Genomic DNA, 24,688 nt, shown 5'->3' with positions numbered 1-24,688 from the left:
ATTCGGAGTTTTTCCATGCGTAGTCCGCTGATCGCCGCCGCTCTCGGCTTGCTGTTGTTGGCCGATGTTGCCCACGCGCAAACCCTGAAGGCCACCAGTAACATCATCGTGCGTGCATCGGCCCGCACCATTGACTTCACCTCGGACACCACCACGTCTATCCGTGATTCCAAAATCGTGCGCGAAGCCCACGATGACGCCGCCAGCTTCGTAGCCACCAACGGCGAGATCCGCGGCGCACAGCTCGAAGCTGCCTTCGACACCCTGCGAACCCGCGTGCCGCAAGCCCGCGACGCCAGTGACCAGACCCTCGCCGAAGCCATTCTCGCTCTGTGAGGCGCCTAGTCGCCTGGCTATTGGCTGGGACTGTGCTGCTCTGTGCAAGCGCAGCTCAGGCCGGCCTGCAACTGCGGCTCAAGACCGATGGCTTGAGCCCGGCCGAACAGCAGGCCAGCCAGGCATTGCTCGATGAAGCGATGCGCGCCTTGCCGCCGCGTTTTATCGAGCAGTTGGACCGGCGCATTGATGTCGGCTGGACCGACAAAATGCCTGAAAACGCGTACGGCCAGGCCTCACTGGTGTCCGAACTGGACCTCAACCAGAACCTGCTCGCCAGCCTGACCGACGGCAGCGCCGCCACCCAGAAGACCAACCGCCCCCACGGCACCGTGCGCCGCGAAATGCTCGCCACCGTGCTGCATGAACTGACCCACATCTATGACCGTGCGCGCCTGTGGTCCAAAGACGAGCGCACACTGATCCGTCGCTGCAGCCGCCAGAACAACATCACCGGCCTGATCGGCCTGACCGATCAATGCCGCGGCCAGAATGACCGCCGCTTTACCCTAAGTGACGACCCGCGCCTGCTGGACCTTGCCGGCTGGCCGCAATACGTTGGCCGTCGCGGCGAACGTGAACAAAACAACCATCAAGTCGCCCGCAGCCCAGATATCTACGAAACCACCAGCCCGCTGGAGTTCGTGGCGGTCAACATGGAGTACTTCCTCCTCGACCCAAGCTACGCCTGCCGCCGCCCCTCGCTGTTCCGCTATTACAAGGAACACTTCGGCTGGGCGCCGCCTGAGCAAGAAACCTGCGCCCAAACCTTTGCGTTCCTCAACGCAGGCAACGATTTCGCCAAGACGCCGCTGGGCCAGGTCGACCCGGAGCGGGTGTATGAAATCGACTACCTGCTCGCCGAAGCCAACCAGAACCTGGTCAGCCGCTGGGGCCACAGTATGTTGCGCCTGGTGATCTGCGCGCCCGGACGCCCACGCGGCCCGGATTGTCGGCTGGACCTGGACCAACACCTGGTGTTGTCCTACCGCGCCTTCGTCGGTGACGTACAACTATCAAGCTGGGATGGACTGGTGGGTAAGTACCCGTCGCGACTGTTCGTGCTGCCGCTGGCCCAAGTGATCGACGAATACACCAAAACTGAGCTTCGCGGCCTGGCATCTGTTCCGCTCAAACTTACGCGTCAAGAGATCAACGACACCGTCGAGCACGCCGCCGAAATGCATTGGAGCTACGACGGCAACTACTTCTTCATTTCCAACAACTGTGCGGTAGAGAGCCTGAAGCTGTTACGTAGCGGCAGCGCCAACCCCCAATTGACCGGCCTGGACAACATCACCCCCAACGGCTTGCTGGAAGTTCTCAGCGCGCGCGGCCTGGCTGACACCAGTGTACTCAACGACAAACGCGAGGCGTTGCGCCTAGGTTACCACTTCGACTCGTTCCGCGAGCGCTACCAGGCGATGTTCGATGTGCTGCGCAAACACTTGCCGATCAAACAGACTCAGGTCGAAGACTGGCTGGCCCTCAGTGCCGAAGAGCGCCGCCAATGGTTCAGCCAGGCCGACCTGCGCACCAGCGCAGCACTGTTGCTGCTGGAACAGGCCAGCTATCGCAGGCAACTGATGTTGGCCCAGGACGAAGTCAAACAACGCTACCTGGGTGCTCGCGAGCTGAAAAACGGTGGCATGGAAAAAGCCAACAACACGCTGCAACAAATCCTCGCCAACAGCGGCTTCCTCAGCCGCCCGGCGGAACTGCTTGGCAGTGGCGGCTACGGCCTGCCGCAACCGTCGGAATCCAAACGCCTGGAATCGGAAAGCGCCGAACGCCAGAAGCAGCTGCAATCCTTGACCGGCGAGCTGGATAAAGAGGTGAGGGTGCTGCTGGAGCCTTCCCGCGCCGCCGAGATTGCCGCCTCCGAAGCCAACCTCAAGCAGGTGGGCGAGCACCTGCGGGCGCTGCACAAAGCGGCCGGGGGCCTTGAGCTTCCCTGATTCGCCAGATACAAGCTGACTCTTCCTACATAAAAACAGGATAAGCCTCTCATCATCTGATTACACAGCGAAAGCTGGCTGAAAGCTTCCACGTCTAGGATCGCCCCACTGCCGGCAACAGACCGGCTGCTAACAACAACAATGGTGATTCCTGATGTCCGCTCGTAACCGCCTGTCCGCCCCCATTCCAACCGTACGCTACGTGCCTTTCGTACTGCGCTGACCCCACTCGGTTCGCCATTTCCTAGCCGCGCTACGCCTGGAGTATTCCTATGCTGACCTTCCTTGGCTTTGCCATGGTCATCACGTTCATGTTCCTGATCATGACCAAGCGCCTGTCTGCGCTGATTGCCTTGATCATCGTGCCGATCCTGTTCGCCCTGTTTGGTGGTTTTGCACCCGAAATCGGCCCAATGATGCTTGCGGGCATCACCAAACTTGCGCCGACCGGCGTGATGCTGATGTTCGCCATTCTTTACTTTGCCCTGATGATCGACTCCGGCCTGTTCGACCCGGCCGTGCGCAAGATCCTCAAGATGGTCAAGGGCGACCCGCTGAAAGTGTCGGTCGGCACCGCCGTGCTGGCTCTGGTGGTGTCCCTCGACGGTGACGGCGCCACCACCTACATGATCTGCGTCGCCGCCATGCTGCCGCTGTATCAGCGCATCGGCATGAGCCCGCGGATCATGGCCGGCCTGATCATCCTCGCCGGCGGCGTGATGAACATGACCCCGTGGGGTGGCCCCACCGCCCGCGCCGCCAGTGCGCTGCATGTGGACCCCTCAGATATTTTCGTACCGATGATCCCGGCCATGGCCGCCGGCGTGGTGGCGATCCTGGTGATCGCCTACATGTACGGCAAGCGCGAACGTGCGCGCCTGGGTGAACTGCACCTGCAAGGTGATGAAATCGACCACAGCGAGATCAGCGTTTCGCAATTCCCGGACGCCCGCCGTCCGAAGCTGATCTGGTTCAACGGTGCCCTGACCTTCGCCCTGATGTGCACCCTGATCGCCGGCCTCTTGCCGCTGCCGGTGCTGTTCATGGTGGCGTTCAGTATTGCGATGATCGTCAACTACCCGTGCCTGCAACAGCAGAAAGACCGCGTCGCCGCCCACGCAGGCAGCGTACTGGCGGTGGTGGGGCTGATCTTCGCCGCCGGTATCTTCACCGGCATCCTGTCGGGCACCGGCATGGTCGACGCCATGTCCAAAAGCCTGCTGGCGGTCATTCCGGAAGCCATGGGCCCTTACCTGGCGGTGATCACCGCGCTGGTCAGCATGCCGTTTACCTTCTTCATGTCCAACGATGCGTTCTACTACGGCGTACTGCCCGTACTCGCCGAAGCCGCCAGCCACTACGGCATCACCGCCGTGGAAATGGCTCGCGCGTCCATCGTCGGCCAACCCGTGCATTTGCTCAGCCCGCTGGTACCCTCGACGTACCTGCTGGTAGCCCTGGCCGGTATCGAATTTGGCGACCACCAACGCTTTACCCTCAAGTGGGCAGTGCTGGTATGCCTTTGCATAATGTTCGCCGCTTTGCTGATGGGGATTTTTCCGCTGTTCAGCACTCTATAGTCGTACCCGCTCACCCGCGCGGCGCTGCAGCTTGCGCGGTTTAACATTTGCTTAAAGGAATACACATGGAATGGCTGACCAATCCGGAAATCTGGATTGCCTTTTTCACCCTGACGGCCCTCGAGATCGTCCTGGGCATCGATAACATCATCATGATTTCGATCCTGGTCAGCCGCATGCCCAAGCATATGCAGGCGCGCACTCGGATCTTCGGCCTGGCCCTGGCCATGGTCACGCGAATCCTGTTGCTGCTGTCGATCACCTGGGTCATGCAACTGACCGCCGACCTGTTCGTGGTCTTCGGCCAAGGCATTTCCGGTCGCGACCTGATCCTGTTCTTCGGTGGCCTGTTCCTGCTGTGGAAAAGCTCCCAGGAGATGTACCACGCGCTGGAAGGTGAAGACGAAACCCACGACGAACCAGGCGGCAAGGGAGGCAAATTCATCTACACCATCATCCAGATCGCGATCATCGACATCGTGTTCTCCCTGGACTCGGTGATCACTGCGGTCGGCATGGTTTCCCACGTGCCCGTCATGATCGCGGCGATCGTGGTGGCCGTACTGGTGATGATGCTGGCGGCCGGCACCATCAGCGAATTCATCGACAAGCACCCGTCGCTGAAAATGCTCGCACTGTCGTTCCTGCTGGTCGTGGGTACGGTGTTGATCGCCGAATCCTTCGGTGTGCACGTGCCAAAAGGCTACGTCTACTTCGCCATGGCGTTCTCGCTGGCGGTGGAAGCGGTCAACATCAAGATGCGCACCGCCATCGCGAAAAACAGGAAACAGCAGGATCCGGTGAAACTGCGCAAGGACATTCCGGGTCAATAACACACACCCGCTGCTGAAATGGGGCGTTCGCGCCCCATGATCATTCCCACGCTCTGCGTGGGTATGTCGCCTACGGAGACGCTCCGCGTCCTACCCTCAACGCGACGCAGAGCGTCACGGGATGCATTTCCACGCAGAGCGTGGGAACGATCTTCATGACAGTTTTATTTCAAACCCTACTTTAGCTATGCGATGCTGGCGCGCAGCCCATTCGCCAACTACAGCTTAAGTACAAGACGTAGAGCGGCACGCGGCAATTCTTATTTGCTCTTTTTGAGCTAAACCACACGGGGGGCCGAGCATGCTGACCTTGCTCAATCTGCTTTCCGCCGTGACCCTGCTTATCTGGGGCACGCACATCGTTCGTACCGGCATCTTGCGGGTCTACGGTTCCAACTTGCGCCAAGTCATCGGGCAGAACATGTCCAAGCGCTGGCTGGCGTTTATCGCCGGTATCCTGGTGACGGCCATGGTGCAGAGCAGCAACGCCACGGCGATGCTGGTCACCTCATTTGTAGGCCAAGGCCTGATGGGGCTGATGCCCGCCCTGGCGACCATGCTCGGCGCCGACGTCGGTACGGCGTTGATGGCGAGGGTGCTGACGTTTGACCTGTCCTGGCTGTCGCCGCTGCTGATCTTTCTGGGGGTGATTTTCTTCCTGTCGCGCAAACAGACGCGGGCCGGGCAGATGGGCCGCGTCGGGATCGGCCTGGGCCTGATCATTCTGGCCCTGCAGTTGATCGTCGAAGCCGCCGGGCCGATTACCCATGCCCAAGGCGTCAAAGTGCTGTTCGCCTCGCTGACCGGCGACATCTTGTTGGATGCCTTGGTCGGCGCACTCTTCGCCATGATTTCCTACTCCAGCCTGGCCGCCGTGTTGCTCACGGCAACCCTGGCCGGCGCCGGCGTGATCGGCCTGCACGTGGCGATCGGTCTGGTGATCGGCGCCAATATCGGCAGTGGCGTGCTGGCTTTCCTCAGCACCAGCATGCAGAACGCAGCCGGTCGGCAAGTGGCACTGGGCAGCCTGCTGTACAAACTGATTGGCTTGCTGTTGATCATTCCGGTACTCGACCCGCTTGTCGGCTGGATGGACGGTCTGGACTACAGCGCCCAAGGCATGGTCATTACCTTCCACCTGCTCTACAACGTCAGCCGCTGTCTGATCCTGTTGCCGACCATCGGGCCGATGTCACGCCTGTGCGCCTGGTTGCTGCCGGAACAAGCCGAGACCAACGGCAAAGCCAAACCACGCCACCTCGACCTTGCGGCACTCGCCACCCCAAGCCTGGCCCTCGCCAACGCTGCCCGCGAAACCCTGCGCCTGGGTGACCTGATCGACAACATGCTCACCGCGATGCTCGAAGTGTTACGCGGCAAGCAGACCGCCATCACCCAGGAAATGCGCAGCCTCAGTGATGACGTCGAAGCGCTGTACAGCGCGATCAAACTTTACTTGGCGCAAATGCCCCGCGAAGACCTCAGCGAACAAGACAGCCGCCGCTGGGCCGAGATCATCGAACTGTCGATCAACCTGAAACTGGCCGGTGACCTGATCGAACGCATGCTGCGCAAGGTCCAGCAGCAGAAAACCTCGCAGCGCCGGCAGTTCTCCGAAGTGGGCCTGGAAGAGCTGGCGGGCCTGCATACTCAGCTGATTGCCAACCTGCGCCTGGGCCTGTCGGTGTTCCTCAGCGCCGACCCGGAAAGCGCCCGCCAATTGCTGCGCGAGAAGCGCCGCTTCCGCGCACAGGAACGGCGTCTGGCGCACGCGCATGTCAGCCGTCTGCAACGCAAAATCGTACAGAGCCTGGAAACCAGCTCCTTGCACCTGGAGCTGATTGCCGACATGAAACGCCTCAACTCGCTATTCTGCAGCAGCGCCTATGTGGTGCTCGAAACATCCGACACCGGCGCGCTCTCCGCCGAAGATATCGCCGACATCACCCATTCACCCTGAACGTAAGACGGCGAGTGAAGTCAGTTAACAGTGGACCCCACTCGCCAGGAAGCTGTTATGCGTCGCCTGTTATTCGTCTGCCTGCTCATGGGCTCTGCACACGCCTTCGCTTTTGACCGCTTGCAAGTCGAGGGCTACACCTTGCCCAACGGCCTGCAATTGCTGCTCAAGCCGGGCACCGAACGCGGGCACGTGGCCATCCGCTTGGTGGTAGGCGTAGGCCTGGATGACTTCCCCTGCGAAGAAAAGGAGCTGCCGCACCTGCTCGAACACTTGTTGTTCAGCGGCATCGACGGCGGTGGCGAAGGCGACCTCGAAGACCGCATGCAGGCCTTGGGCGGCGAGTGGAACGCCTACACCAGCAACGCCGACACCACCTTTGTGATCGAAGCCCCGGCGCAGAACCAGCGCAAGGTGCTCGACCTGCTGCTGGCGATCCTCACCCGCTCCGAGCTGACCGACGCCAACATCAACGCGGCAAAGCAAGTGGTCGAACGCGAAGACGGCGGCCATTACTCACACCTGCAACGCCTGCTCGACCGCCAGGACCTCGGCCACACCGCCAGCAACCAATTGGCTGTTGAGTTGGGCCTCAAATGCGCCGAACGCGCCGAGGTCGACCACCTGACCCGCGATCAGCTGCAGACCCTGCGCAAAAACTGGTACGCGCCCAATAACATGACGCTGATCATCGTCGGCGACCTCGACAAGCTGTTGCCGGCTTACCTGGAACGCACCTACGGCCAACTTGATCCCATCGAACCGAGCGAGCATTTGCCGCTACCGCAAATCCAGCACGCCGCCGCCAGCCACCGTGACCTGATCCACGGCTGGGTCGGTGACAGCGCCAAACTGCACTGGCTGTTCCCCGAACCGGTGCTGGACGACCAGCACGATGAAACTTACGACTTGCTCAAGGACTACCTCGACTGGGCGCTGTACCGCCAACTGCGCCTCAAGCACGGTTTGTCCTACGGCCCATGGAGCGAGCGCGAAGTGCTCGGCGGCGTAGGTTTCCTCAGCCTGAATGCCGACCTCGAGCGGGATAACCTGCCCGAAGCCGAACAAGTGCTGCAGGACCTCAAGGCGCAACTGCTCAAGGACGGTCTCGACGCAACGACATTCGTGCGCCTGCAGCAAGCCGCCATCGCGCGCCAAGCCTGGGCCGTGCAGGGCAACAGCGCGTTGGCCGATTATTACTGGAGTGCCTCCGGCGACTACGCCGACGGCCACTTCAGCGACCCAGTCAAACGCATCAAGGCCGTGAACCTGAAACAGGCCAACCAGGCCATGCGCCAGGTTTTCGAGCAGCCGGGCTATTGGCGCATCGAAAAACCACTGCTGAGCTACGACAGCCTGACCTGGATCGGCGCCGGCGTGCTCGGGTTAATCGCGATTGTGCTGGGCGGCTTGCGGCTTTATCGCAAACGGACCGCGCAATGAGGCACCGAACACAGGGCTAAGACGTTATTCTGTCTGGGTTTTTTCCTACATACACTGTGAACCGCCCATGCCAAACCTGCCGCCCCTTATCCAGCGCATCCTCGTATTGATCAAGCGCTACCCTGGGGTGATTGCGCTCGGCGGCTTTATCTCGGGCGTGTGCAGTTTCATCTTGGTGGACCGCCAGCAAGGCATGGCCAGCTGGATCGCGGTGATCATGCTGGTGAGCTGGCTGTGGCTGATGCTGGAAAACAGCTTTACCCGGCTGTTCACCAAAGTCTTCAACCGGGAAATCCCCGAGCCGCTGCTGCGCTACGCCACCCAGATGATCCACCAGGAAAGCCTGTTCTTTGTGCTGCCGTTCTTTTTTGTCACCACCGCCTGGAACAGCGGCCAATCGGTGTTCACCGGCCTGCTCGGCGCGGCGGCGCTGGTGTCGATCACCGACCCGCTGTACTACAAGTGGCTGGCGCCGAAACGCTCGCTGTTCCTGGCGCTGCACACTCTGACCCTGTTCGCCGCGCTGCTCACCGCGTTGCCGATCATCCTGCACCTGACGACCGCAGAGAGCTACAAATTGGCGCTGGGCGTAGCCATGGCGCTGTCGATCCCGAGCCTGGCCGCAAGCCTGCCGCTGCGCAGTATCAAAGGCTGGGCGATGCTACTGGGCGTGACGGCCGCCATTGGTTGCGCGGGTTGGTTCCTGCGCAGCTGGGTGCCGCCCGCCACGTTATGGATGACCGAAGTGGCAATCAGCACGCAGCTGCAAGACCGCACGCCCGGTGACGACCTCAAGGAAGTCAGCGCCGCCCAATTGCGCAGCGGCGGGCTGTACGCCTACACCGCAATCAACGCACCGCGCGGGCTGGACGAGCGGATTTACCACGTGTGGAAATTCAACGGCCAAGAGGTCGACCGCATCGCCTTGGATATCCACGGCGGGCGCAAGGAAGGCTACCGCGCCTGGACCCACAAGCAGAACTTCCCCGCCGATGCGGTAGGCCGCTGGCAAGTGCGAGTGCTGACGGAAGACGGCCAGGTCATCGGTGTGCTGCGCTTCAAAGTCACTGACACAGCACAAACGGACAACCCAAAGTAGGTTGTATCGTGCTATTACGTAGGGATTCTGGATAGCCAAACAAGCTCGGAGCTTATGACCACCCGTACAACAGCCGGCGCAGCCCACTTGGATACTTCTTCCGCCCCCCCGTTACTCAGGATTACGGGGGACTGGACGCTTGCCCACTACGCAAACCTGAAGAAGCTGTCGGACACGCTCGACGGCCAATACGACGCCGGCGCGCGCATCGACCTGAATGGCTTGGGCGCCCTGGATACCGCCGGCGCGTCGCTGCTGGTGGAGCTGCTGGGCCCGGAGCGTATCGAGCAGTCCGCCGAGCAAACCGATTGCAGCTTGTCTGCCGCCGACCGCGCGCTGCTCAAGACTGTCTACCGCTCACTCAATGATTTCTGCGTACCGACCAAAGAGCCGGAAGAGGCGACCGGCATCCAAGTGTTGGCGCGCATCGGCCGCGCCGTAGATACCGTGTGGCAAGACGGCATGAAGCTGCTCGGCTTCATCGGCCTGATCCTCGAAACCTTCGCCCGTGGCATGTTCCGCCCCAAGCGCTGGCGTCTCACACCGATGGTCGCGCACATCGAACAAACCGGCCTGGATGCCGCGCCCATTGTGGCGTTGCTGACCTTCTTGGTCGGCGCGGTGGTGGCGTTTCTCGGCGCCACGGTGCTCAAGAGTTTTGGGGCGACCATCTTCACCGTGGACCTGGTGGCGTTCTCGTTCCTGCGGGAGTTCGGCGTACTGCTCACCGCCATCCTGATCGCCGGCCGCACCGCCAGCGCCTTTACCGCACAAATCGGTTCGATGAAGGCCAACGAAGAAATCGACGCGATCCGCACCCTGGGCCTGGACCCGATGGAGCTGCTGGTACTGCCACGGGTGATGGCGCTGCTGGTGTCGCTGCCGATGCTGACGTTCCTGGCGATGCTCTCGGGGATTGTCGGCGGCGGTGTGGTGTGCGCCTTGGCCTTGGATATTTCCCCGGCGATGTTCCTCTCGCTGCTGCAATCGGACATTGGTGTGCAGCATTTCCTGGTCGGTATGGTGAAAGCGCCGATCTTCGCCTTCCTGATTGCCGCGATTGGCTGCCTCGAAGGCTTCAAGGTCAGCGGCAGCGCCGAGTCGGTCGGCGCCCACACCACCTCCAGCGTGGTGCAATCGATCTTTGTGGTGATCGTGCTGGATGCCGTCGCCGCGCTGTTCTTTATGGAGATGGGCTGGTGAGTCGTCTACACCGTTCGCCCACTGAGGCGGTGATCGAAGTGCGCGGCCTGTGCAACCGCTTTGGCAGCCAGAGCGTGCATGAAAACCTCGACCTGGAGTTGTATAAAGGCGAGATCCTGGCAGTGGTCGGCGGCTCCGGCAGCGGCAAGTCGGTGTTGCTGCGCAGCATCGTCGGCCTGCGCCGCCCCAGCGAAGGCGAAGTGCGGGTGTTCGGCAAGAACCTGCCAAGCCTGTCCGAACATGAGCGCTCACTGGTGGAACGGCGCTTCGGCGTGCTGTTCCAGAAAGGCGCGCTGTTTTCCTCGCTGACCGTCACCGAGAACGTCGCGCTGCCATTGATCGAACACGCCGGCCTCAGCCGCGCCGATGCCGAACACCTGGCTGCGGTCAAGCTTGCCCTTGCGGGGTTGCCGCTGTCGGCGGCGGACAAGTACCCATCGTCACTCTCCGGCGGCATGATCAAGCGCGCGGCCTTGGCGCGGGCGTTGGCATTGGACCCGGACATCCTGTTTCTCGACGAACCCACCGCCGGCCTCGACCCGATTGGCGCCGCGCAATTCGACCAACTGATCCTGACCCTGCGCGATGCGCTGGGCTTGAGTGTGTTCCTGGTCACCCACGACCTGGACACGCTGTACACCATCACCGACCGCGTGGCGGTGCTGGCGCAGAAAAAAGTGCTGGTGGCCGATGCCATCGATGTCGTCTCGGAAACGGACGACGCCTGGATTCACGAATACTTCCACGGCCCCCGGGGCCGCGCGGCATTGAATGCCGCTCAATCGCTCAACGAGGTATGACATGGAAACCCGAGCCCATCATGTGATGATCGGTCTGTTCAGCGTGATCGTGGTAGTCGGCGCGATGCTGTTTGGCCTGTGGCTGGCCAAGTCCAGCGTCGATAGCGCCTTTCAGGACTATGAAGTGGTGTTCAACGAGGCCGTCAGCGGCCTGTCCCAGGGCAGTTCGGTACAGTACAGCGGGATCAAGGTCGGCGATGTGATCAGCCTGCGCCTGGACCCCAAAGACCCGCGCCGTGTACTCGCACGCATCCGCCTGTCCGGGCAGACGCCGATCAAGGAAGACACCCAGGCCAAGCTGGCCCTGACCGGCATCACCGGCACCTCGATCATCCAGCTCAGCGGCGGCACACCGCAAAGCCCGGAGCTCAAGGGCAAAGACGGCAACCTGCCAGAAATCATCGCCTCGCCCTCGCCGATCGCACGCCTGCTCAATAACAGCAACGACCTGATGACCAGCATTAACCTGCTGCTGCACAACGCCAACCACATGTTCTCCCGCGAGAACGTCGAGCGTCTGAGCAACACGTTGGACAACCTGCAGCAAACCACCGGGGCGATTGCCGAGCAGCGCGGCGACATCAAAGTGGTGATGCAGCAATTGATGCAGGTGAGCAAACAGGCGACTGCCGCCCTGGAGCAAACCACCGTGCTGATGCGCAACGCCAACGGCTTACTCAACGAACAAGGCAAGCAAGCCTTCGGCAGCGCCGAGCAAGCGATGAAATCCCTCGAGCAAAGCACCGCGACCATCAACACCTTGCTGACCAACAACAAGGACTCAGTGAACAGCGGCATGCAAGGCCTCAACGAACTGGCGCCGGCCGTGCGCGAGCTGCGCGAAACCCTGGGTTCGCTGCGCGCCATCTCTCGCCGCCTGGAAGCCAACCCCAGCGGTTACCTGCTGGGCAGCGACAAGAATAAGGAGTTCACGCCATGAAGCGCGCTTACCAACTGATCGCCCCCGTGGCCCTCGCGCTGATCAGCGCGTGCTCGATTCTGCCCAAGGCCGACCCCTCCGACGTGTACCGCCTGGCTTCGGCCCAGACAGTCTCCCAAGGCACACCGGTCAGCTGGTCGTTGCGCGTGTCCAAGCCGCAGAGCAGCGAATTCCTCGACAGCCCGCGCATTGCCGTGGTGCCCAATGGCAACCTGATCAGCAGCTACGCGAACTCACGCTGGAGCGACCCGACGCCGGTGTTGCTGCGCAATCGCTTTATGGACGGCTTCCAGCGCGATGGGCGCGTGACGCTGCTGAGCACCGACGAGACGAACCTGCAGGCCGACTATGAGCTCGGCGGGCAGTTGCAGGCGTTTCAGAGTGAGTATCGCGCCAGTGCGGTGGAAGTAGTGATCCGCCTGGATGCGCGGTTGGTGCGCGGGAGTGATCAGCGGATTATCGCCAGCCGGCGGTTTGAGGTGCGCCAGCCGGTGGGTGACACCAAGGTACCGGCCGTAGTGGCTGCGTTTGGGCAGGCGGGGGATCAGTTGAATAAGCAGGTGGTGGATTGGGTGGTGCAGCAGGGCAATACTGCTGCGAAACGCTGAGGGCCTCATCGCAGGCAAGCCAGCTCCCACATTTTGATGTGTAAATACATTCAAACAGGTGGGAGCTGGCTTGCCTGCGATAGCAATCTAAGCCTTAACCAAAGAACCAGTAGCACACCGAAATCGCCGCCACGACGCCAGCAAACTCAGCCAGTAACGCACATCCCACGGCATGCCGTGCCCGCTGGATCCCCACCGAGCCAAAGTACACCGCCAACACATAGAAGGTGGTCTCCGTACTGCCTTGGATCGTCGCCGCCACCAACGCCGGGAAGCTGTCCACGCCCTGGGTCTGCATGGTCTCGATCAGCATGGCCCGCGCGGCACTGCCGGAGAACGGCTTGACCATCGCGGTCGGCAACGCGTCGACAAAACGCGTGTCCATGCCCGTCCAGGCCACCACGTGGCGAATGCCTTCCAGGCCAAAGTCCAAGGCGCCGGATGCGCGCAACACGCCCACCGCGCAGAGCATCGCCACCAGATACGGCAGCAGGTTCTTGGCAACGTCGAAGCCCTCTTTGGCGCCTTCGACAAACGCTTCGTACACCTTGACCTTACGCAGCGCACCAATCACTAGAAACAACATGATCAGGCCGAACAGCGTCAGGTTGCCGAGGATCGAAGACAAGCCGGCCAACGCCGTGGCGGACAAGGTCGCCAACAGCGCCATAAAGCCACCGAGGATCAGCGCGCCGGGAATCAGGTAAGCCAGCACCACCGGGTCCCACAGCCGCAGGCGCTGCATTACCGCCACCGAGAGCAGACCCACCAAGCTCGAAGCGCTGGTAGCCAGCAGGATTGGCAGGAACACCAGCGTCGGGTCGACGGCGCCTTGCTGAGCGCGGTACATGAAGATGGTCACCGGCAACAGCGTCAGCGAAGACGCGTTGAGCACCAGGAACAGAATCTGCGCGTTACTCGCGGTGTTGGGGATGGGGTTGAGTTCCTGCAGCGCCTTCATGGCTTTCAGGCCGATAGGCGTGGCGGCGTTGTCCAGGCCCAGGCCATTGGCGGCGAAGTTAAGGGTGATCAAGCCAATGGCGGGGTGGCCGGCCGGTACTTCCGGCATCAGGCGGCGAAACAGTGGGCCCAGAGCCTTGGCCAGCCAGTCGACGATCCCGGCTTTTTCGGCGATGCGCAAGAAGCCCAGCCACAAGGTCAGGGTGCCGAACAGCAGCACCATCACTTCCACCGACAGTTTGGCCATGGCGAAAATGCTTTCCACCATTGCCGCAAAAATCCCGGCATTACCGCCAATCAGCCATTGCGCCAGTGCTGACACCATTGCCACGACAAAAAAGCCAAGCCACAGGCCATTGAGCATCAGTTAAATCCCCCGAAAGATGGGCGAATGATAGCGGGGCTGGCAGAAACGACAAACCCCGGATTTCCCGGGGTTTGTCTCAAAGCAGTCGTGCTATCAGCCGCGGGTAGCTTGCGCGGTTGGCGAAGCTGGCTTGCTGCGCCAGTGCGGCAGGGAGTTCCAGTAGCGCTCGCCCTTGGCGTCGTCGTACATGCCTTCCCAGCGAGAGATGACCAGTACGGCCAACGCGTTGCCGATCACGTTCAAGGCGGTACGCGCCATGTCCATGATGCGGTCGACACCGGCGATGAACGCCAGGCCTTCCAGCGGGATACCCACGCTGCCCAAGGTGGCCAGCAGCACCACGAAGGACACGCCCGGTACGCCAGCGATGCCTTTGGAGGTGACCATCAGCGTCAGCACCAGCATCAGTTGCTGGCCGATCGACAGGTCGATGCCGTACAGCTGGGCGATAAAGATAGCGGCGATGCTCTGGTACAGCGTCGAACCGTCGAGGTTGAACGAGTAGCCGGTCGGCACCACGAAGCTGCAAATGGCTTTTGGCGCGCCGTAGGCTTCCATCTTCTCGATCACACGCGGCAGCACGGTCTCGGAGCTGGCGGTGGAGTAAGCCAGGACCAGCTCGTCTTTGAAGATGCGTATCAGCTTAAGGATCGAGAAGCCGAACAGGCGCGCGATCAAGCCCAACACTACAAACGCGAAGAACAGGATGGCGACGTAAACCAGGATCACCAGCTTGGCCAGCGGCAGCAAGGAGGCGAAGCCGAAGTTGGCGACGGTCACCGCGATCAGGGCAAATACGCCGATGGGGGCGTACTTCATGATCATGTGGGTGACTTTGAACATGCTCTCGGACACGCCCTGGAACATGGTTACCAGCGGCTCGCGCAGTTCCGGCTTGAGGCTCGACAAGCCCAAGCCGAACAGTACCGAGAAGAAGATGATCGGCAGCATATCGCCACGGGCGACGGCGGCGAAAATGTTCGAGGGAATCAGGTTGAGGATGGTCTCGATGAACGCATGCTCATGCTGCACTTCGGCGGCAGTGGCCGTGTACTTGGAGATATCGACGGTACCCAGGGTACTCATGTCGATGCCGGCACCTGGGTGGAACAGGTTGGCGAGCAACAGGCCGACCACGATAGCGATGGTGGTGACCACTTCGAAGTAAAGGATGGTTTTGACGCCGATTCGACCGAGCTTCTTCGCGTCACCCACACCGGCGATGCCGACGATCAGCGAGGAAATCACAATCGGGATCACGATCATCTTGATCAGGCGGATAAAGATATCGCCCGCCGGCTGCAACACATTGCTGATCCACCAGGCTTTTTCAGCACTGAAATGGTTGAGCACTGCACCGATTGCGATCCCCAACACCAAACCGATGAGGATCTGCCAGGCGAGGCTTAGCTTTGCCTTCTTCATGTCATTACCCTTACTTCAAGTGGACTTAAGGCAAATGCGCCATCTGGAACGCTCGGAAGCGAAAAAGTGTGTGCATCTGCCTCCGTAGAAGGTCACCGCCGCATGGCCGAAATGGCTTACTGGCAGGCGAAAAAAGGCGCAACTATTCCCATGCAAGAGAGCGACGTCTAATGCCGTAAACGCCTACCCTATGCCGAATCGGCATGGCTTTTTTTGTAAATAACTGTCCGAACGGTCAGTTCAAATACGCCATTTAGGCAGGTGAATATGCCGTTAACCGGCCAATACCGGCTCGCTCAGAGATTTTGGACGACCTTCAGTCGCTGGCAAAAATGCCTGGGATTTGATGAGCTTGGCGTCGGATATGTCCTATGGCACGCGCAAAATTTTCTCGATAGAAGGTCACCGCGACACACCAAGTAATGTTTGCGAAGAGACAGAAAAGAAAATAGCGGCTATGGACAACATACAAGATGGGCAATGGGTGCCATAAGCCCGCCGCAAGTTCAGCAAGCTTGAGGACTTGTGAACTTGCGTCGCAGCTTTTTGCCTGACCCGGCCCTTGCGCAGGCACTCCCTGTACCCGTAGGTCACGCCGATCTCGATGGATCAGAGCAACCCGGCCCCCTGGTCATGCATCACCCTTGGCGGGCGATGCAGACAGAAAGAAGCGAAGGAGCTTCTTTCTATGGACGCCGGCCCCGTTGACGACAGAAGCGTCAGACGGAACCTAGTACCAATTCGGATCTTTCTTAAGCTGCTCCATCAGCAGCTTTTGCATGCCTTCGTTCGGCTTACCGATGAAACGGTAGTCGGCATGCCGTGTCGGGGACTTGTCTGCCGGCAGACCGGCCGGGACTTGTACCAACATGGCGTAGGCATCTTCCTTGTCGTAGCTGAAGGCAACGATCAGGCGCTTGTTCAAGCAGGTATCTGCTGTTTCGCAGAGCGGCCCGACCAAGTATTTCTCGCCATCTTCTTCCAGCGCATTCATTTGTTCGGCCGTACCCGACAGGTTCATCACCCATTCCGGCAGGCGCTCTTCTTTCTTCACCACGCTTTGCCAGGTTTCGCGGTACTGCTTGTCCGCACTGAGCAACTCGTTGGCCCGGGATTGGCCGTCATTGGCGGCCATCACCAGGCCGCTACCGCCCAAGAGCAGGGCGGCAGCAATGGCTTTGATAGACAAAGTGGTCATATTCAGCCTCGGCCGCGACGACCAAAGAAGAACGAAGCGATGAACATCACCAGGAAGACCACAAACAGAATTTTTGCGATACCCGTGGCGGTGCCCGCGATACCACCGAAGCCCAGGACTGCAGCCACAATGGCGATGATCAGAAATGTGATTGCCCAACTCAACATGGTAATTCTCCTTACGCTTCTAGAGGGGTAACAGCGGTAGTGCAGTGCGCCGCTCAACACAAGCGACCTTTTGTTGCCTAGAACACCCAACGCTCTTGAGCGGGCAATTCGCCCAGGGTCGAACCCTGGTCAGCCACTCTCAATTGCGGGGCGGTTACATCGGCAGTCGCGCTGCCAACGGAACGGAAATGGGTCTGGGTCATCATCGGACGTTCAAATTGGGGGGCTTGCTGCTGACTCTGCTGCCAATGCTGCATCTGCTGGCCGGCAATCAACGTGACCATCAAGGCCAGGCTGGCGAACAGACCTTGCTGCAAGCGCAGTGGCGATACACGCAATTGGCTGAGGCTTTGGCGAGTCATGCTGCATTTCTCCCGCATTCTGAATATTCGGTCATGACACTGTTGGGAGAGGTATTGCAGGGTGCATGCCAGATCTTTTACAAAATAAAACTCAATAGAATCAGATGGTTATAAATACATTACAGCCGCTGAGCCCAGCATCCTGCACGATGCCCCTATCCAGGCCGTGCGAAATGCACGATGGTCAATGGTCGGGTCAAGGGATCGAAATCGGATATCGAGTTGCCGAAGTGGCAAGAGGGCATGAAAACGCCATCAACCAGCGCGTTTGTAGAGGGGTGTGCAGATACCTGCGCGAAGGTGCTTTTTATCAATCAGAATAAACCATGCAACTTGCCCGATTATTCCGGGACTAAACACCATCATTCATATTAAGGAGCGCGGGACAGATGGAATCAGCCAAGGAACTTCAAGGCCGTATTCTTTTAGTGGATGACGAATCCGCGATCCTTCGCACCTTCCGTTACTGCCTGGAAGATGAAGGCTATACCGTAGCCACCGCCAACAGCGCCGCCCAAGCCGACGCCCTGATGCAACGCCAGGTGTTCGACCTGTGCTTTTTGGACCTGCGCCTGGGCGAAGACAATGGCCTGGACGTACTGGCCCAGATGCGCATTCAGGCGCCGTGGATGCGCGTGGTGATTGTTACCGCGCATTCCGCCGTGGATACCGCGGTCGACGCGATCCAGGCCGGTGCCGCCGACTACTTGGTCAAGCCATGCAGCCCTGACCAATTGCGCCTGGCCACCGCCAAGCAGTTGGAAGTGCGCCAACTCTCGGCACGCCTGGAAGCGCTGGAAGGCGAAGTGCGCCAACCCAAAGACGGCCTCGATTCCCACAGCCCGGCCATGATGGTGGTGCTGGAGACCGCGCGCCAAGTCGCGGGCACCGACGCCAACATCTTGATCCTCGGCGAGTCCGGTACCGGTAAAGGTGAATTGGCCCGGGCTATTCATGGCTGGAGCAAGCGCTCGAAGAAGTCCTGCGTGACCATCAACTGCCCGTCACTCACGGCCGAGCTGATGGAAAGCGAATTGTTCGGCCATAGCCGTGGTGCGTTTACCGGTGCCAGTGAGAGCACCTTGGGCCGCGTCAACCAAGCGGACGGCGGCACGCTTTTTCTCGACGAGATCGGCGATTTTCCCCTCACCTTACAACCCAAGTTATTGCGCTTCATTCAGGACAAAGAATATGAGCGCGTAGGCGACCCGGTCACCCGGCGCGCCGATGTGCGCATCCTGGCGGCCACCAACCTGAACCTCGAAGACATGGTGCGCGACGGCCGTTTCCGCGAAGACTTGCTCTATCGCCTCAACGTCATCACCTTGCACCTGCCGCCGCTGCGTGAACGTAGCGAAGACATCCTGACCCTCGCCGACCGCTTCCTGGCGCGCTTCGTCAAAGAGTACGCGCGGCCCGCTCGCGGTTTCAGCGATGACGCCCGAGAAGCGCTGCTCAACTACCGCTGGCCAGGGAATATTCGAGAGCTACGAAACGTTGTAGAGCGAGCCAGCATTATCTGCCCACAGGAAAAGGTTGAAATCAGCCACCTCGGCATGGCCGAACAGCCGACCAACAATGCACCGCGTATTGGCGCGGCGTTGAGCCTGGATGAGCTGGAGAAAGCCCACATCGGCGCGGTACTTGCCACCAGCGACACCCTGGACCAGGCGGCCCGTACTCTCGGCATCGACGCGTCGACCCTGTACCGCAAACGCAAACAGTACAACTTGTGAGCTGTACCTTATGAAGCTAGCGATGAAACTGCGCACTCGTTTATTCCTGAGTATCTCAGCGCTGATCACCGTCGCCCTGCTGGGACTGGTCCTGGGACTGGTCAGTGTTATGCAAATGGCCAAGAGCCAGGAGTCGCTGATCCGCAGCAACTTCATCACCCTGGACCTTGGCCTCAAGCTGCGCCAGACCTTGGGCGACCAGTTGATCCTGATGTTGCAGGAGAAACCGGACCCCGAGGTGCTGAAAACCTCAAAACAGCAATACTTCGCCTTGCTGGATGAGGGTATCGCCCATGAACAGCAAGACGGCAGGCTCAGCGGGTTCAGCCAGGCACGCGTTGACTACCTGAATTTTATCAAGGCATTTGACGAGGCCCAGCAAAGCTCGCTGATCAACAATAAAAACCAAAAGCTGACCGAAACCTTTAATGCGTTGCGCAACGGCCTGATCTCCGAACACAAACAAGCCTTGGAGAATATCAACGCCAGCGAACACAAATCCCGCGACCGAGCGCTGTTGATTGCCGGTCTTCTGGGCCTGGTGGGCCTGGCGGTGTTGATCATCGGCTTCATCACCGCCCATGGCATCGCCCGGCGCTTTGGCGGGCCGATCGAAGCCTTGGCCAAAGCCGCCGACAAGATCGGGCAGGGCGATTTCGAAGTGACGCTGCCGATCTCTTCAGCAGCGGAAATGAACCTGCTGACCCGGCGCTTCGGCATCATGGCCGAAGCGTTGCGCCAGCATCAGGCGACCAATGTCGATGAATTGCTGGCTGGCCAGCAGCGCCTGCAAGCGGTGCTCGACAGCATCGACGACGGTCTGTTGATGATCGACCGCCAAGGCCGCCTGGAGCATCTCAACCCCGTCGCTCAGCGCCAGTTGGGCTGGGACGAGGCACGTTTAGGCCAGGGCTTGGGCGAGGCGCTGGGCCGCGCGGAAATGGATGAACAGTTGCAGCTAGTACTGCGCGGCGGCAACCTCGAGCGGGCGCCGGAAGATCTGGAAGTGGAGGTTGAAGGCGAACTGCGCCTGCTGACCTACAGCCTGACGCCGGTCAGCCACACCCAGGGGCATATCCTCGGGGCAGTGATGGTGTTGCATGACGTCACCGAACAGCGTGCCTTTGAGCGCGTGCGCAGCGAATTCGTGTTGCGTGCCTCCCACGAACTGCGCACGCCGGTGACCGGCATGCACATGGCCTTCGGCCTGTTCCGCGAGCGGGCAAAGTTTCCGGCGGATTCCCGTGAAGCGGACTTGCTGGATACGGTCAATGAAGAAATGCAGCGCCTGATGCAGTTGATCAACGACTTGCTCAACTTTTCGCGCTACCAGAATGGCCTGCAAAAACTCACCTTGGGGCCCTGTGATGTCACCGACCTGCTGGAGCACGCACGGGCGCGTTTCACTGAGCTGGCGAGTGCTCAGAACATCGAATTGCTGGTGGAAGCCCAACCTGATTTGCCCAGGCTGTATGCAGACCAGGCTCAGCTTGAGCGTGTACTCGACAACCTGTTAGGCAACGCATTGCGCCATACCGCCGATGGCGGGCAAATTCGCCTGCAGGCACGCCGCCATGGCGAGCGCGTGATTATCAGCGTCGAAGATAACGGCGAAGGCATCGCCTACGGCCAGCAGGGGCGGATTTTCGAACCCTTCGTGCAGGTGGGCCGCAAGAAAGGCGGCGCCGGCCTGGGGCTGGCACTGTGCAAAGAGATCGTGCAACTGCACGGTGGCCGCATGGGTGTGTATTCGCGGCCGGGGCAAGGTACGCAGTTCTATATGGCGTTGCCGCTGTAGTCTGACGACTCGGGTTACCTACCGGCCGCGCCGAACGAAATGTGGGAGCGGGCTTGCTGTGGCGGGCCCGCTCCCACATTTTGAATCGGCTTACACGCTTAACTGCGGTTCAATGCGCGCAATATCGCAGCACTTTCAGCATCCGGCGTGCCATCAAACAGCGCTGGCCGGAAGTGCATCTGGAACGCCGCGATCACATGCCGTGTGGCGACATCCAACTCGCCGGTCTGCGGTGTCTGGTAGCCCAGGCGTGCCAGCTCTTCCTGGAACCAGGTGACGCTCGGCAGGTCAGCCGCGTACTGCACTTGGAATCGAGCAACGACTTGCGCGTCCGGCCAGATCCCCAAACCCTCAGCCGCTAAACGCTTCCACGGAAACAACGGGCCCGGATCGAGCTTGCGCAGCGGCGCGATGTCGCTATGGCCGATGATGTTCTTGGGATCGATGCCATTGCGCTTGCTGATGTCCTTGAGCAACACCACCAACGACTGCACCTGCGCCTCGGAATACGGGTACCAGACACGGCCCGTCGGTGTGTCGCGATAGCCTGGGTTGACGATCTCGATACCGATGGAGCTGGAGTTGAGCCAGGTACGGCCCATCCACTCGCTTTGCCCGGCGTGCCAGGCACGCTGGCTCTCGTCCACCAATTTGTAAATGGTGCCAGAGGCGTCGTCACCGATCAGGTAATGACTGCTGACCTGGCCGTGGGTTAACAGCGCCAGGGAGCGTTCAAGGTTGGTTGCGGTGTAATGGACGACCACGAACTGCACGCGGTTATCGTGGTTGACCGACGGGTGGCTGGTGTCCAGGCGCGGGCCACTGGCGCAGCCGGCGAGCAGGAGGAACATAAAGGCGATGCAAAAGGATTTCATAGCAGAAGACATTACGCTGAAGACGATAATGCAATAGTGTAACGTACCGTTCGTGGCTGAGCGGCCAAATTACAAAAATGGAACATATTTTAGGCCGCCTGCACTTGATTACGTCCCGCCGCCTTCGCACGGTAAAGCGCCTCATCGGCGCGCTTGAGCGCCAGGTCACTGCGCTCACCCGGCTGGAACTGCGCCACACCCATGGAGACCGTGATCGTTACCGGCTCGCCCTTGAAGTGGAAAGGGCACGCTTCGATCGCGGCACGCAGCACTTCGCCCACGGCGAGGGCATCCGTCAAGGCTGAGTCCGGCATCAGCAACACAAACTCTTCACCACCGAAACGCGCGATAAAGTCAGTGGGGCGCAGGCGTTTGCGCAACACATTAGCGATGATCTTCAGCACCTTGTCGCCCGCCAGGTGACCGTAGCCGTCGTTGATGCGCTTGAAATGGTCCAGGTCCAGCATGGCCAGCGACAGGTTATTGCCGCTCTGGTGCCAGGTATTCACTTCATGATCCAGGCGCTCGCTCCAGGCCGCACGATTGGGCAGGCCGGTGAGCGGATCGATCAAAGCCTTCTGGCGCTGTACTTCCAGATGCTCGCGATAGCCTTGGGCTTCTTGCTCCATGCTCGCCACCCGCTCAGCCAGACCTTTGAGGCGCGCTGCCACTTCCTGCTCGCGCTGGTCACGCTGCTGCTGGTGCGCGTCCATCGTGCCGAGCAGGCCTTCGAGGTGGCTCTCCAGCACGTGCTTGAGGCTGTCCAGATCGGCCGCGTCCTGCACGCTGCTTTGCAGACCGTCGACCTGTTCACGAATCTGCGTGTCCAGCTCCTGCGCGGCCGAGCGGCTGTCGGCATGGCCTTCACTGGCTACCTGCAGGTGGCCCTGGAATGCCTCGAGGCGCTCGTTGAGCTGCTTGAGGTAGGCTTCGAACTCGTGCTGGCCACTGTCGGTGATCGCCAGCATCAGCACGGCCAGGTCGTCGAGGATCGGCAGCAGCTCGTACCAGTTCAAGCCGTGGGCCAGGCGCTCGCGCATGGCTTCGGCCTGGGGCCGGTGACGCTCAGGCAGCGACAGGTCTTCCAGCAGGCCGAGCAAAGTGTCTTCAATATGCTTGGCGACGGAGCTGTAGGAAGGCTCCGGCGAGTCAGGCAGAGCGTAGATGCCGTCCGATTGCAGTTCATCCGGATCGGGCTCGGGGCTCTCCAGCACCGGCGGCAGGGACAGACTGCCGATGGTGGTTTGCTCCGGCGTGTCGACCGCAGCCTGCGGCTCTTCGATAAATGCGGCGAGCGCGCTTTCGGGAGCAGCTTCCTCTGTCGGCGGCACAGGCGTCTCGGGTTCAGGCGCCTCGACAGACAGGACGGCAGCCTCCACTGATGCCGGAGCTTCGAACACAAATGTTTCACCAGCGGCCTCTGCCACTTTGACGGGCGCAGCGGGTGCAACACGTTCAGGCTGCGAGGGTGTCGGTGCTTGCGGCAACGGCGCGAAGGCGCGCAAAGCTTTTGTCAGTTCTTCGGATTGCGCCGGCTCTTGAGGCTCAGGCGCGGGTTTGGGCGCAACGGGCTTTGGTGCAGCCAGCTCTGGCGTGGCTTCGACCAGCGGCGCGTCATTTGAGACTTCCTTCGCGCCAAACAGGCGTTGCAGCAGGCCTGGCCCAGGGCGCGTGGTTTCGCCGTCCGGCTCCAGGTTATTGAGGGCTTGCCCCTGCAGGCTGCTCAGCTCACTGAGTAGCAGCGGAATCTCCCGCGCCTGTCCGACTCGGCTATCCAGTTGCTTGGCGAAGGTTTTCAGCGGGCGGGCCACCTCACGCGGCAGCGGCAGCTTTTGCAGCTGCGCGACCAGGGCTGTGAGTGCAGTGCTCATCTGGTCGACGCGCGTTTCGCGGCGCTGCTCCGAATCCAGCACGGCTTTTTCCAAACGCGGCAGCAAGGCGGCGAGGGCGGCGTCCATGTCGTCGGTACGCACCACGTCGCGCATCTCCTTCATGCATCGGTCGACCGCGCGGTCGGTCCCTTCCGCCGCCAGCGTGCTGCGCACCAGACCTCTGCGCAGCAGGTCGAGGCGGGCAGCCCAGCGGCGCTCGAGCTTGTCTTGCTGCTCGATGCTTTTGAGGTATTTCTCTTTCCAGCGCTGGGTGTCGTCGCTCATGCAAGGGGTCCGCGAGGGCCTGGGCTCAACGCGGGTAATGCATCAGCCGTGAGCGAACCCGGCAGACGAATCTCTACCGCGACCGGCAGGTGATCGGAGATGGGCTGCGCCAGCACCTGCACGCTTTCGAGCGTGAGGGTGGGACTAAGCAGGATATGGTCAAGACAGCGTTGCGGGCGCCAGCTGGGAAACGTGGCTTCGACTTGCGGCGCCAGTAGCCCGAGGTCCCGCAACGGGGAATTCTGCAGCAGGTCGTTGGCATGGGTGTTCATGTCACCCATCAGTACCTGGTGTTTGTAGTTGCCAATCAATTCACGAATATAGGCGAGCTGCAGGTTGCGCGTACGCCCCCCGAGCGCCAGGTGCATCATCACCACGACCAAGGCTTCAGGGCCTTCGCCGAAACGCACAAGGATCGCCCCCCGGCCCTTAGGGCCTGGCAAGGGGTGATCTTCGATGGCAGTCGGCTTCAAGCGGCTGAGCACACCATTGCTGTGCTGCGCCAGGCGCCCGAGGTTGCGGTTGAGTTGCTGATACCAGTACGGGAACGCGCCGAGCTGGGCCAAGTGTTCCACTTGGTTGATGTAGCCGGAGCGTATGCTGCCGCCGTCGACCTCCTGCAGGGCGACCAAGTCGAAGTCGTTCAGCAGATGGCCGATCTTTTGCAAGTTAACGGCCCGCCCGTTGTGTGGCAGCAGGTGCTGCCAACCACGGGTGATGTAGTGCCGATACTTCTCGGTACTGATGCCCACCTGAATATTGAAGCTGAGCAGGCGCAAGCGGCTGTCTGCCGGCAGGCCTGTGGTTTCCAGGTGGTGCTCGTTGACCTGCGGGTCGTGCAGGCCAACGACGCGTTCAGTACCCCAGCGGCGCATGGTAGGCCC

21 protein-coding genes are annotated in these 24,688 nt (G+C 60.7%); 13 read left to right on the top strand and 8 right to left on the bottom strand.

Features of this window, described 5'->3' with window-relative positions:
- Positions 1-15: 15 nt before the first annotated feature.
- The 11 genes from KZH41_RS01715 (at position 16) to lptE (ending at position 12,760) form a co-directional block, all read left to right on the top strand.
- Positions 16-336: a DUF2388 domain-containing protein gene (locus KZH41_RS01715; protein ID WP_094949647.1), complete on the top strand. Its 321-nt coding sequence runs from the start codon at positions 16-18 to the stop codon at positions 334-336.
- Positions 333-2,294, top strand: a complete 1,962-nt coding sequence (locus KZH41_RS01710) for a DUF4105 domain-containing protein (protein WP_094949648.1) — start codon at positions 333-335, stop codon at positions 2,292-2,294. Before KZH41_RS01715 ends, KZH41_RS01710 begins: the two co-directional genes overlap by 4 nt.
- Positions 2,295-2,566: 272 nt before the next feature.
- Positions 2,567-3,874, top strand: a complete 1,308-nt coding sequence (locus KZH41_RS01705) for a CitMHS family transporter (protein WP_094949649.1) — start codon at positions 2,567-2,569, stop codon at positions 3,872-3,874.
- 65 nt (positions 3,875-3,939) lie between these two features.
- Positions 3,940-4,707: a TerC family protein gene (locus KZH41_RS01700; RefSeq protein WP_094949650.1), complete on the top strand. Its 768-nt coding sequence runs from the start codon at positions 3,940-3,942 to the stop codon at positions 4,705-4,707.
- Positions 4,708-5,008: 301 nt separating this feature from the next.
- Entirely contained in the window at positions 5,009-6,667 is a 1,659-nt protein-coding gene (locus KZH41_RS01695; protein ID WP_094949651.1) for a Na/Pi cotransporter family protein, read from the top strand.
- Positions 6,668-6,724: 57 nt separating this feature from the next.
- Positions 6,725-8,110 carry a M16 family metallopeptidase gene (locus KZH41_RS01690; RefSeq protein WP_242153724.1) on the top strand — a complete coding sequence of 462 codons (1,386 nt, stop codon included), beginning with the start codon at positions 6,725-6,727 and terminating at the stop codon, positions 8,108-8,110.
- A gap of 67 nt (positions 8,111-8,177) precedes the next feature.
- Positions 8,178-9,209 carry a DUF5924 family protein gene (locus KZH41_RS01685; protein WP_094949653.1) on the top strand — a complete coding sequence of 344 codons (1,032 nt, stop codon included), beginning with the start codon at positions 8,178-8,180 and terminating at the stop codon, positions 9,207-9,209.
- 54 nt (positions 9,210-9,263) lie between these two features.
- Positions 9,264-10,412 (top strand): ABC transporter permease, encoded by a 1,149-nt coding sequence (locus KZH41_RS01680; protein WP_242153722.1) that lies wholly within the window; start codon positions 9,264-9,266, stop codon positions 10,410-10,412.
- Positions 10,409-11,212 carry an ABC transporter ATP-binding protein gene (locus KZH41_RS01675; protein ID WP_263274264.1) on the top strand — a complete coding sequence of 268 codons (804 nt, stop codon included), beginning with the start codon at positions 10,409-10,411 and terminating at the stop codon, positions 11,210-11,212. Before KZH41_RS01680 ends, KZH41_RS01675 begins: the two co-directional genes overlap by 4 nt.
- A gap of 1 nt (position 11,213) precedes the next feature.
- Entirely contained in the window at positions 11,214-12,152 is a 939-nt protein-coding gene (locus KZH41_RS01670) for an MlaD family protein (protein ID WP_094949656.1), read from the top strand.
- A complete protein-coding gene (gene lptE / locus KZH41_RS01665) occupies positions 12,149-12,760 on the top strand; it encodes an LPS assembly lipoprotein LptE (RefSeq protein ID WP_263274263.1) in 612 nt (203 codons plus the stop codon). The genes KZH41_RS01670 and lptE overlap by 4 nt, the downstream gene beginning before the upstream one ends.
- Positions 12,761-12,854: 94 nt before the next feature.
- Here the strand turns inward: lptE and KZH41_RS01660 are convergent, their stop codons facing one another.
- From KZH41_RS01660 to KZH41_RS01640, 5 genes are all read right to left on the bottom strand, one after another.
- Entirely contained in the window at positions 12,855-14,084 is a 1,230-nt protein-coding gene (locus tag KZH41_RS01660) for a nucleoside recognition domain-containing protein (RefSeq protein WP_094949658.1), read from the bottom strand.
- A gap of 96 nt (positions 14,085-14,180) precedes the next feature.
- Complete coding sequence (gltP, locus tag KZH41_RS01655) at positions 14,181-15,512, bottom strand: glutamate/aspartate:proton symporter GltP (RefSeq protein ID WP_094949659.1); 1,332 nt, start codon at positions 15,510-15,512, stop codon at positions 14,181-14,183.
- 730 nt (positions 15,513-16,242) lie between these two features.
- Positions 16,243-16,710, bottom strand: coding sequence for an inhibitor of vertebrate lysozyme family protein (locus tag KZH41_RS01650; protein ID WP_242153718.1), 468 nt, complete (start codon positions 16,708-16,710; stop codon positions 16,243-16,245).
- Positions 16,711-16,712: 2 nt separating this feature from the next.
- Positions 16,713-16,877 carry a DUF1328 domain-containing protein gene (locus KZH41_RS01645; RefSeq protein WP_003170804.1) on the bottom strand — a complete coding sequence of 55 codons (165 nt, stop codon included), beginning with the start codon at positions 16,875-16,877 and terminating at the stop codon, positions 16,713-16,715.
- A gap of 77 nt (positions 16,878-16,954) precedes the next feature.
- On the bottom strand, positions 16,955-17,239 hold the full coding sequence (locus KZH41_RS01640; protein WP_094949661.1) for a hypothetical protein: 285 nt from the start codon (positions 17,237-17,239) through the stop codon (positions 16,955-16,957).
- A 389-nt stretch (positions 17,240-17,628) separates the two neighbouring features.
- On the opposite strand from KZH41_RS01640, the gene algB reads away from it, so the two are divergent.
- Complete coding sequence (gene algB / locus KZH41_RS01635) at positions 17,629-18,975, top strand: sigma-54-dependent response regulator transcription factor AlgB (RefSeq protein ID WP_094949662.1); 1,347 nt, start codon at positions 17,629-17,631, stop codon at positions 18,973-18,975.
- Positions 18,976-18,985: 10 nt separating this feature from the next.
- Entirely contained in the window at positions 18,986-20,773 is a 1,788-nt protein-coding gene (locus KZH41_RS01630) for an ATP-binding protein (protein ID WP_094949663.1), read from the top strand.
- Between the two features lie 98 nt (positions 20,774-20,871).
- On the opposite strand, the gene KZH41_RS01625 is transcribed toward KZH41_RS01630, so the two are convergent.
- From KZH41_RS01625 to KZH41_RS01615, 3 genes are all read right to left on the bottom strand, one after another.
- On the bottom strand, positions 20,872-21,648 hold the full coding sequence (locus tag KZH41_RS01625) for an N-acetylmuramoyl-L-alanine amidase (protein ID WP_094949664.1): 777 nt from the start codon (positions 21,646-21,648) through the stop codon (positions 20,872-20,874).
- Positions 21,649-21,737: 89 nt separating this feature from the next.
- A complete protein-coding gene (locus tag KZH41_RS01620) occupies positions 21,738-23,804 on the bottom strand; it encodes a diguanylate cyclase (RefSeq protein WP_263274262.1) in 2,067 nt (688 codons plus the stop codon).
- The gene (locus KZH41_RS01615; protein WP_094949666.1) at positions 23,801-24,679 is read right to left on the bottom strand and encodes an endonuclease/exonuclease/phosphatase family protein; all 879 of its coding nucleotides are present in this window, start codon (positions 24,677-24,679) and stop codon (positions 23,801-23,803) included. The genes KZH41_RS01620 and KZH41_RS01615 overlap by 4 nt, the downstream gene beginning before the upstream one ends.
- Between the last annotated feature and the right edge of the window lie 9 nt (positions 24,680-24,688).

It is taken from the genome of Pseudomonas sp. YeP6b, assembly GCF_025642995.1.
GTDB lineage: Bacteria > Pseudomonadota > Gammaproteobacteria > Pseudomonadales > Pseudomonadaceae > Aquipseudomonas.
This window is presented reverse-complemented; position numbering and strand designations above follow the sequence as displayed.

Coding starts and splice junctions, on each gene's coding strand:
- KZH41_RS01715 (WP_094949647.1), top strand. CDS start 16: ATGCGTAGTCCGCTGATCGCCGCCGCTCTCGGCTTGCTGTTGTTGGCC.
- KZH41_RS01705 (WP_094949649.1), top strand. CDS start 2,567: ATGCTGACCTTCCTTGGCTTTGCCATGGTCATCACGTTCATGTTCCTG.
- KZH41_RS01700 (WP_094949650.1), top strand. CDS start 3,940: ATGGAATGGCTGACCAATCCGGAAATCTGGATTGCCTTTTTCACCCTG.
- KZH41_RS01695 (WP_094949651.1), top strand. CDS start 5,009: ATGCTGACCTTGCTCAATCTGCTTTCCGCCGTGACCCTGCTTATCTGG.
- KZH41_RS01690 (WP_242153724.1), top strand. CDS start 6,725: ATGCGTCGCCTGTTATTCGTCTGCCTGCTCATGGGCTCTGCACACGCC.
- KZH41_RS01685 (WP_094949653.1), top strand. CDS start 8,178: ATGCCAAACCTGCCGCCCCTTATCCAGCGCATCCTCGTATTGATCAAG.
- KZH41_RS01680 (WP_242153722.1), top strand. CDS start 9,264: ATGACCACCCGTACAACAGCCGGCGCAGCCCACTTGGATACTTCTTCC.
- KZH41_RS01670 (WP_094949656.1), top strand. CDS start 11,214: ATGGAAACCCGAGCCCATCATGTGATGATCGGTCTGTTCAGCGTGATC.
- lptE (WP_263274263.1), top strand. CDS start 12,149: ATGAAGCGCGCTTACCAACTGATCGCCCCCGTGGCCCTCGCGCTGATC.
- KZH41_RS01660 (WP_094949658.1), bottom strand. CDS start 14,084: ATGCTCAATGGCCTGTGGCTTGGCTTTTTTGTCGTGGCAATGGTGTCA.
- gltP (WP_094949659.1), bottom strand. CDS start 15,512: ATGAAGAAGGCAAAGCTAAGCCTCGCCTGGCAGATCCTCATCGGTTTG.
- KZH41_RS01650 (WP_242153718.1), bottom strand. CDS start 16,710: ATGACCACTTTGTCTATCAAAGCCATTGCTGCCGCCCTGCTCTTGGGC.
- KZH41_RS01645 (WP_003170804.1), bottom strand. CDS start 16,877: ATGTTGAGTTGGGCAATCACATTTCTGATCATCGCCATTGTGGCTGCA.
- KZH41_RS01640 (WP_094949661.1), bottom strand. CDS start 17,239: ATGACTCGCCAAAGCCTCAGCCAATTGCGTGTATCGCCACTGCGCTTG.
- algB (WP_094949662.1), top strand. CDS start 17,629: ATGGAATCAGCCAAGGAACTTCAAGGCCGTATTCTTTTAGTGGATGAC.
- KZH41_RS01630 (WP_094949663.1), top strand. CDS start 18,986: ATGAAGCTAGCGATGAAACTGCGCACTCGTTTATTCCTGAGTATCTCA.
- KZH41_RS01625 (WP_094949664.1), bottom strand. CDS start 21,648: ATGAAATCCTTTTGCATCGCCTTTATGTTCCTCCTGCTCGCCGGCTGC.
- KZH41_RS01620 (WP_263274262.1), bottom strand. CDS start 23,804: ATGAGCGACGACACCCAGCGCTGGAAAGAGAAATACCTCAAAAGCATC.
- KZH41_RS01615 (WP_094949666.1), bottom strand. CDS start 24,679: ATGCGCCGCTGGGGTACTGAACGCGTCGTTGGCCTGCACGACCCGCAG.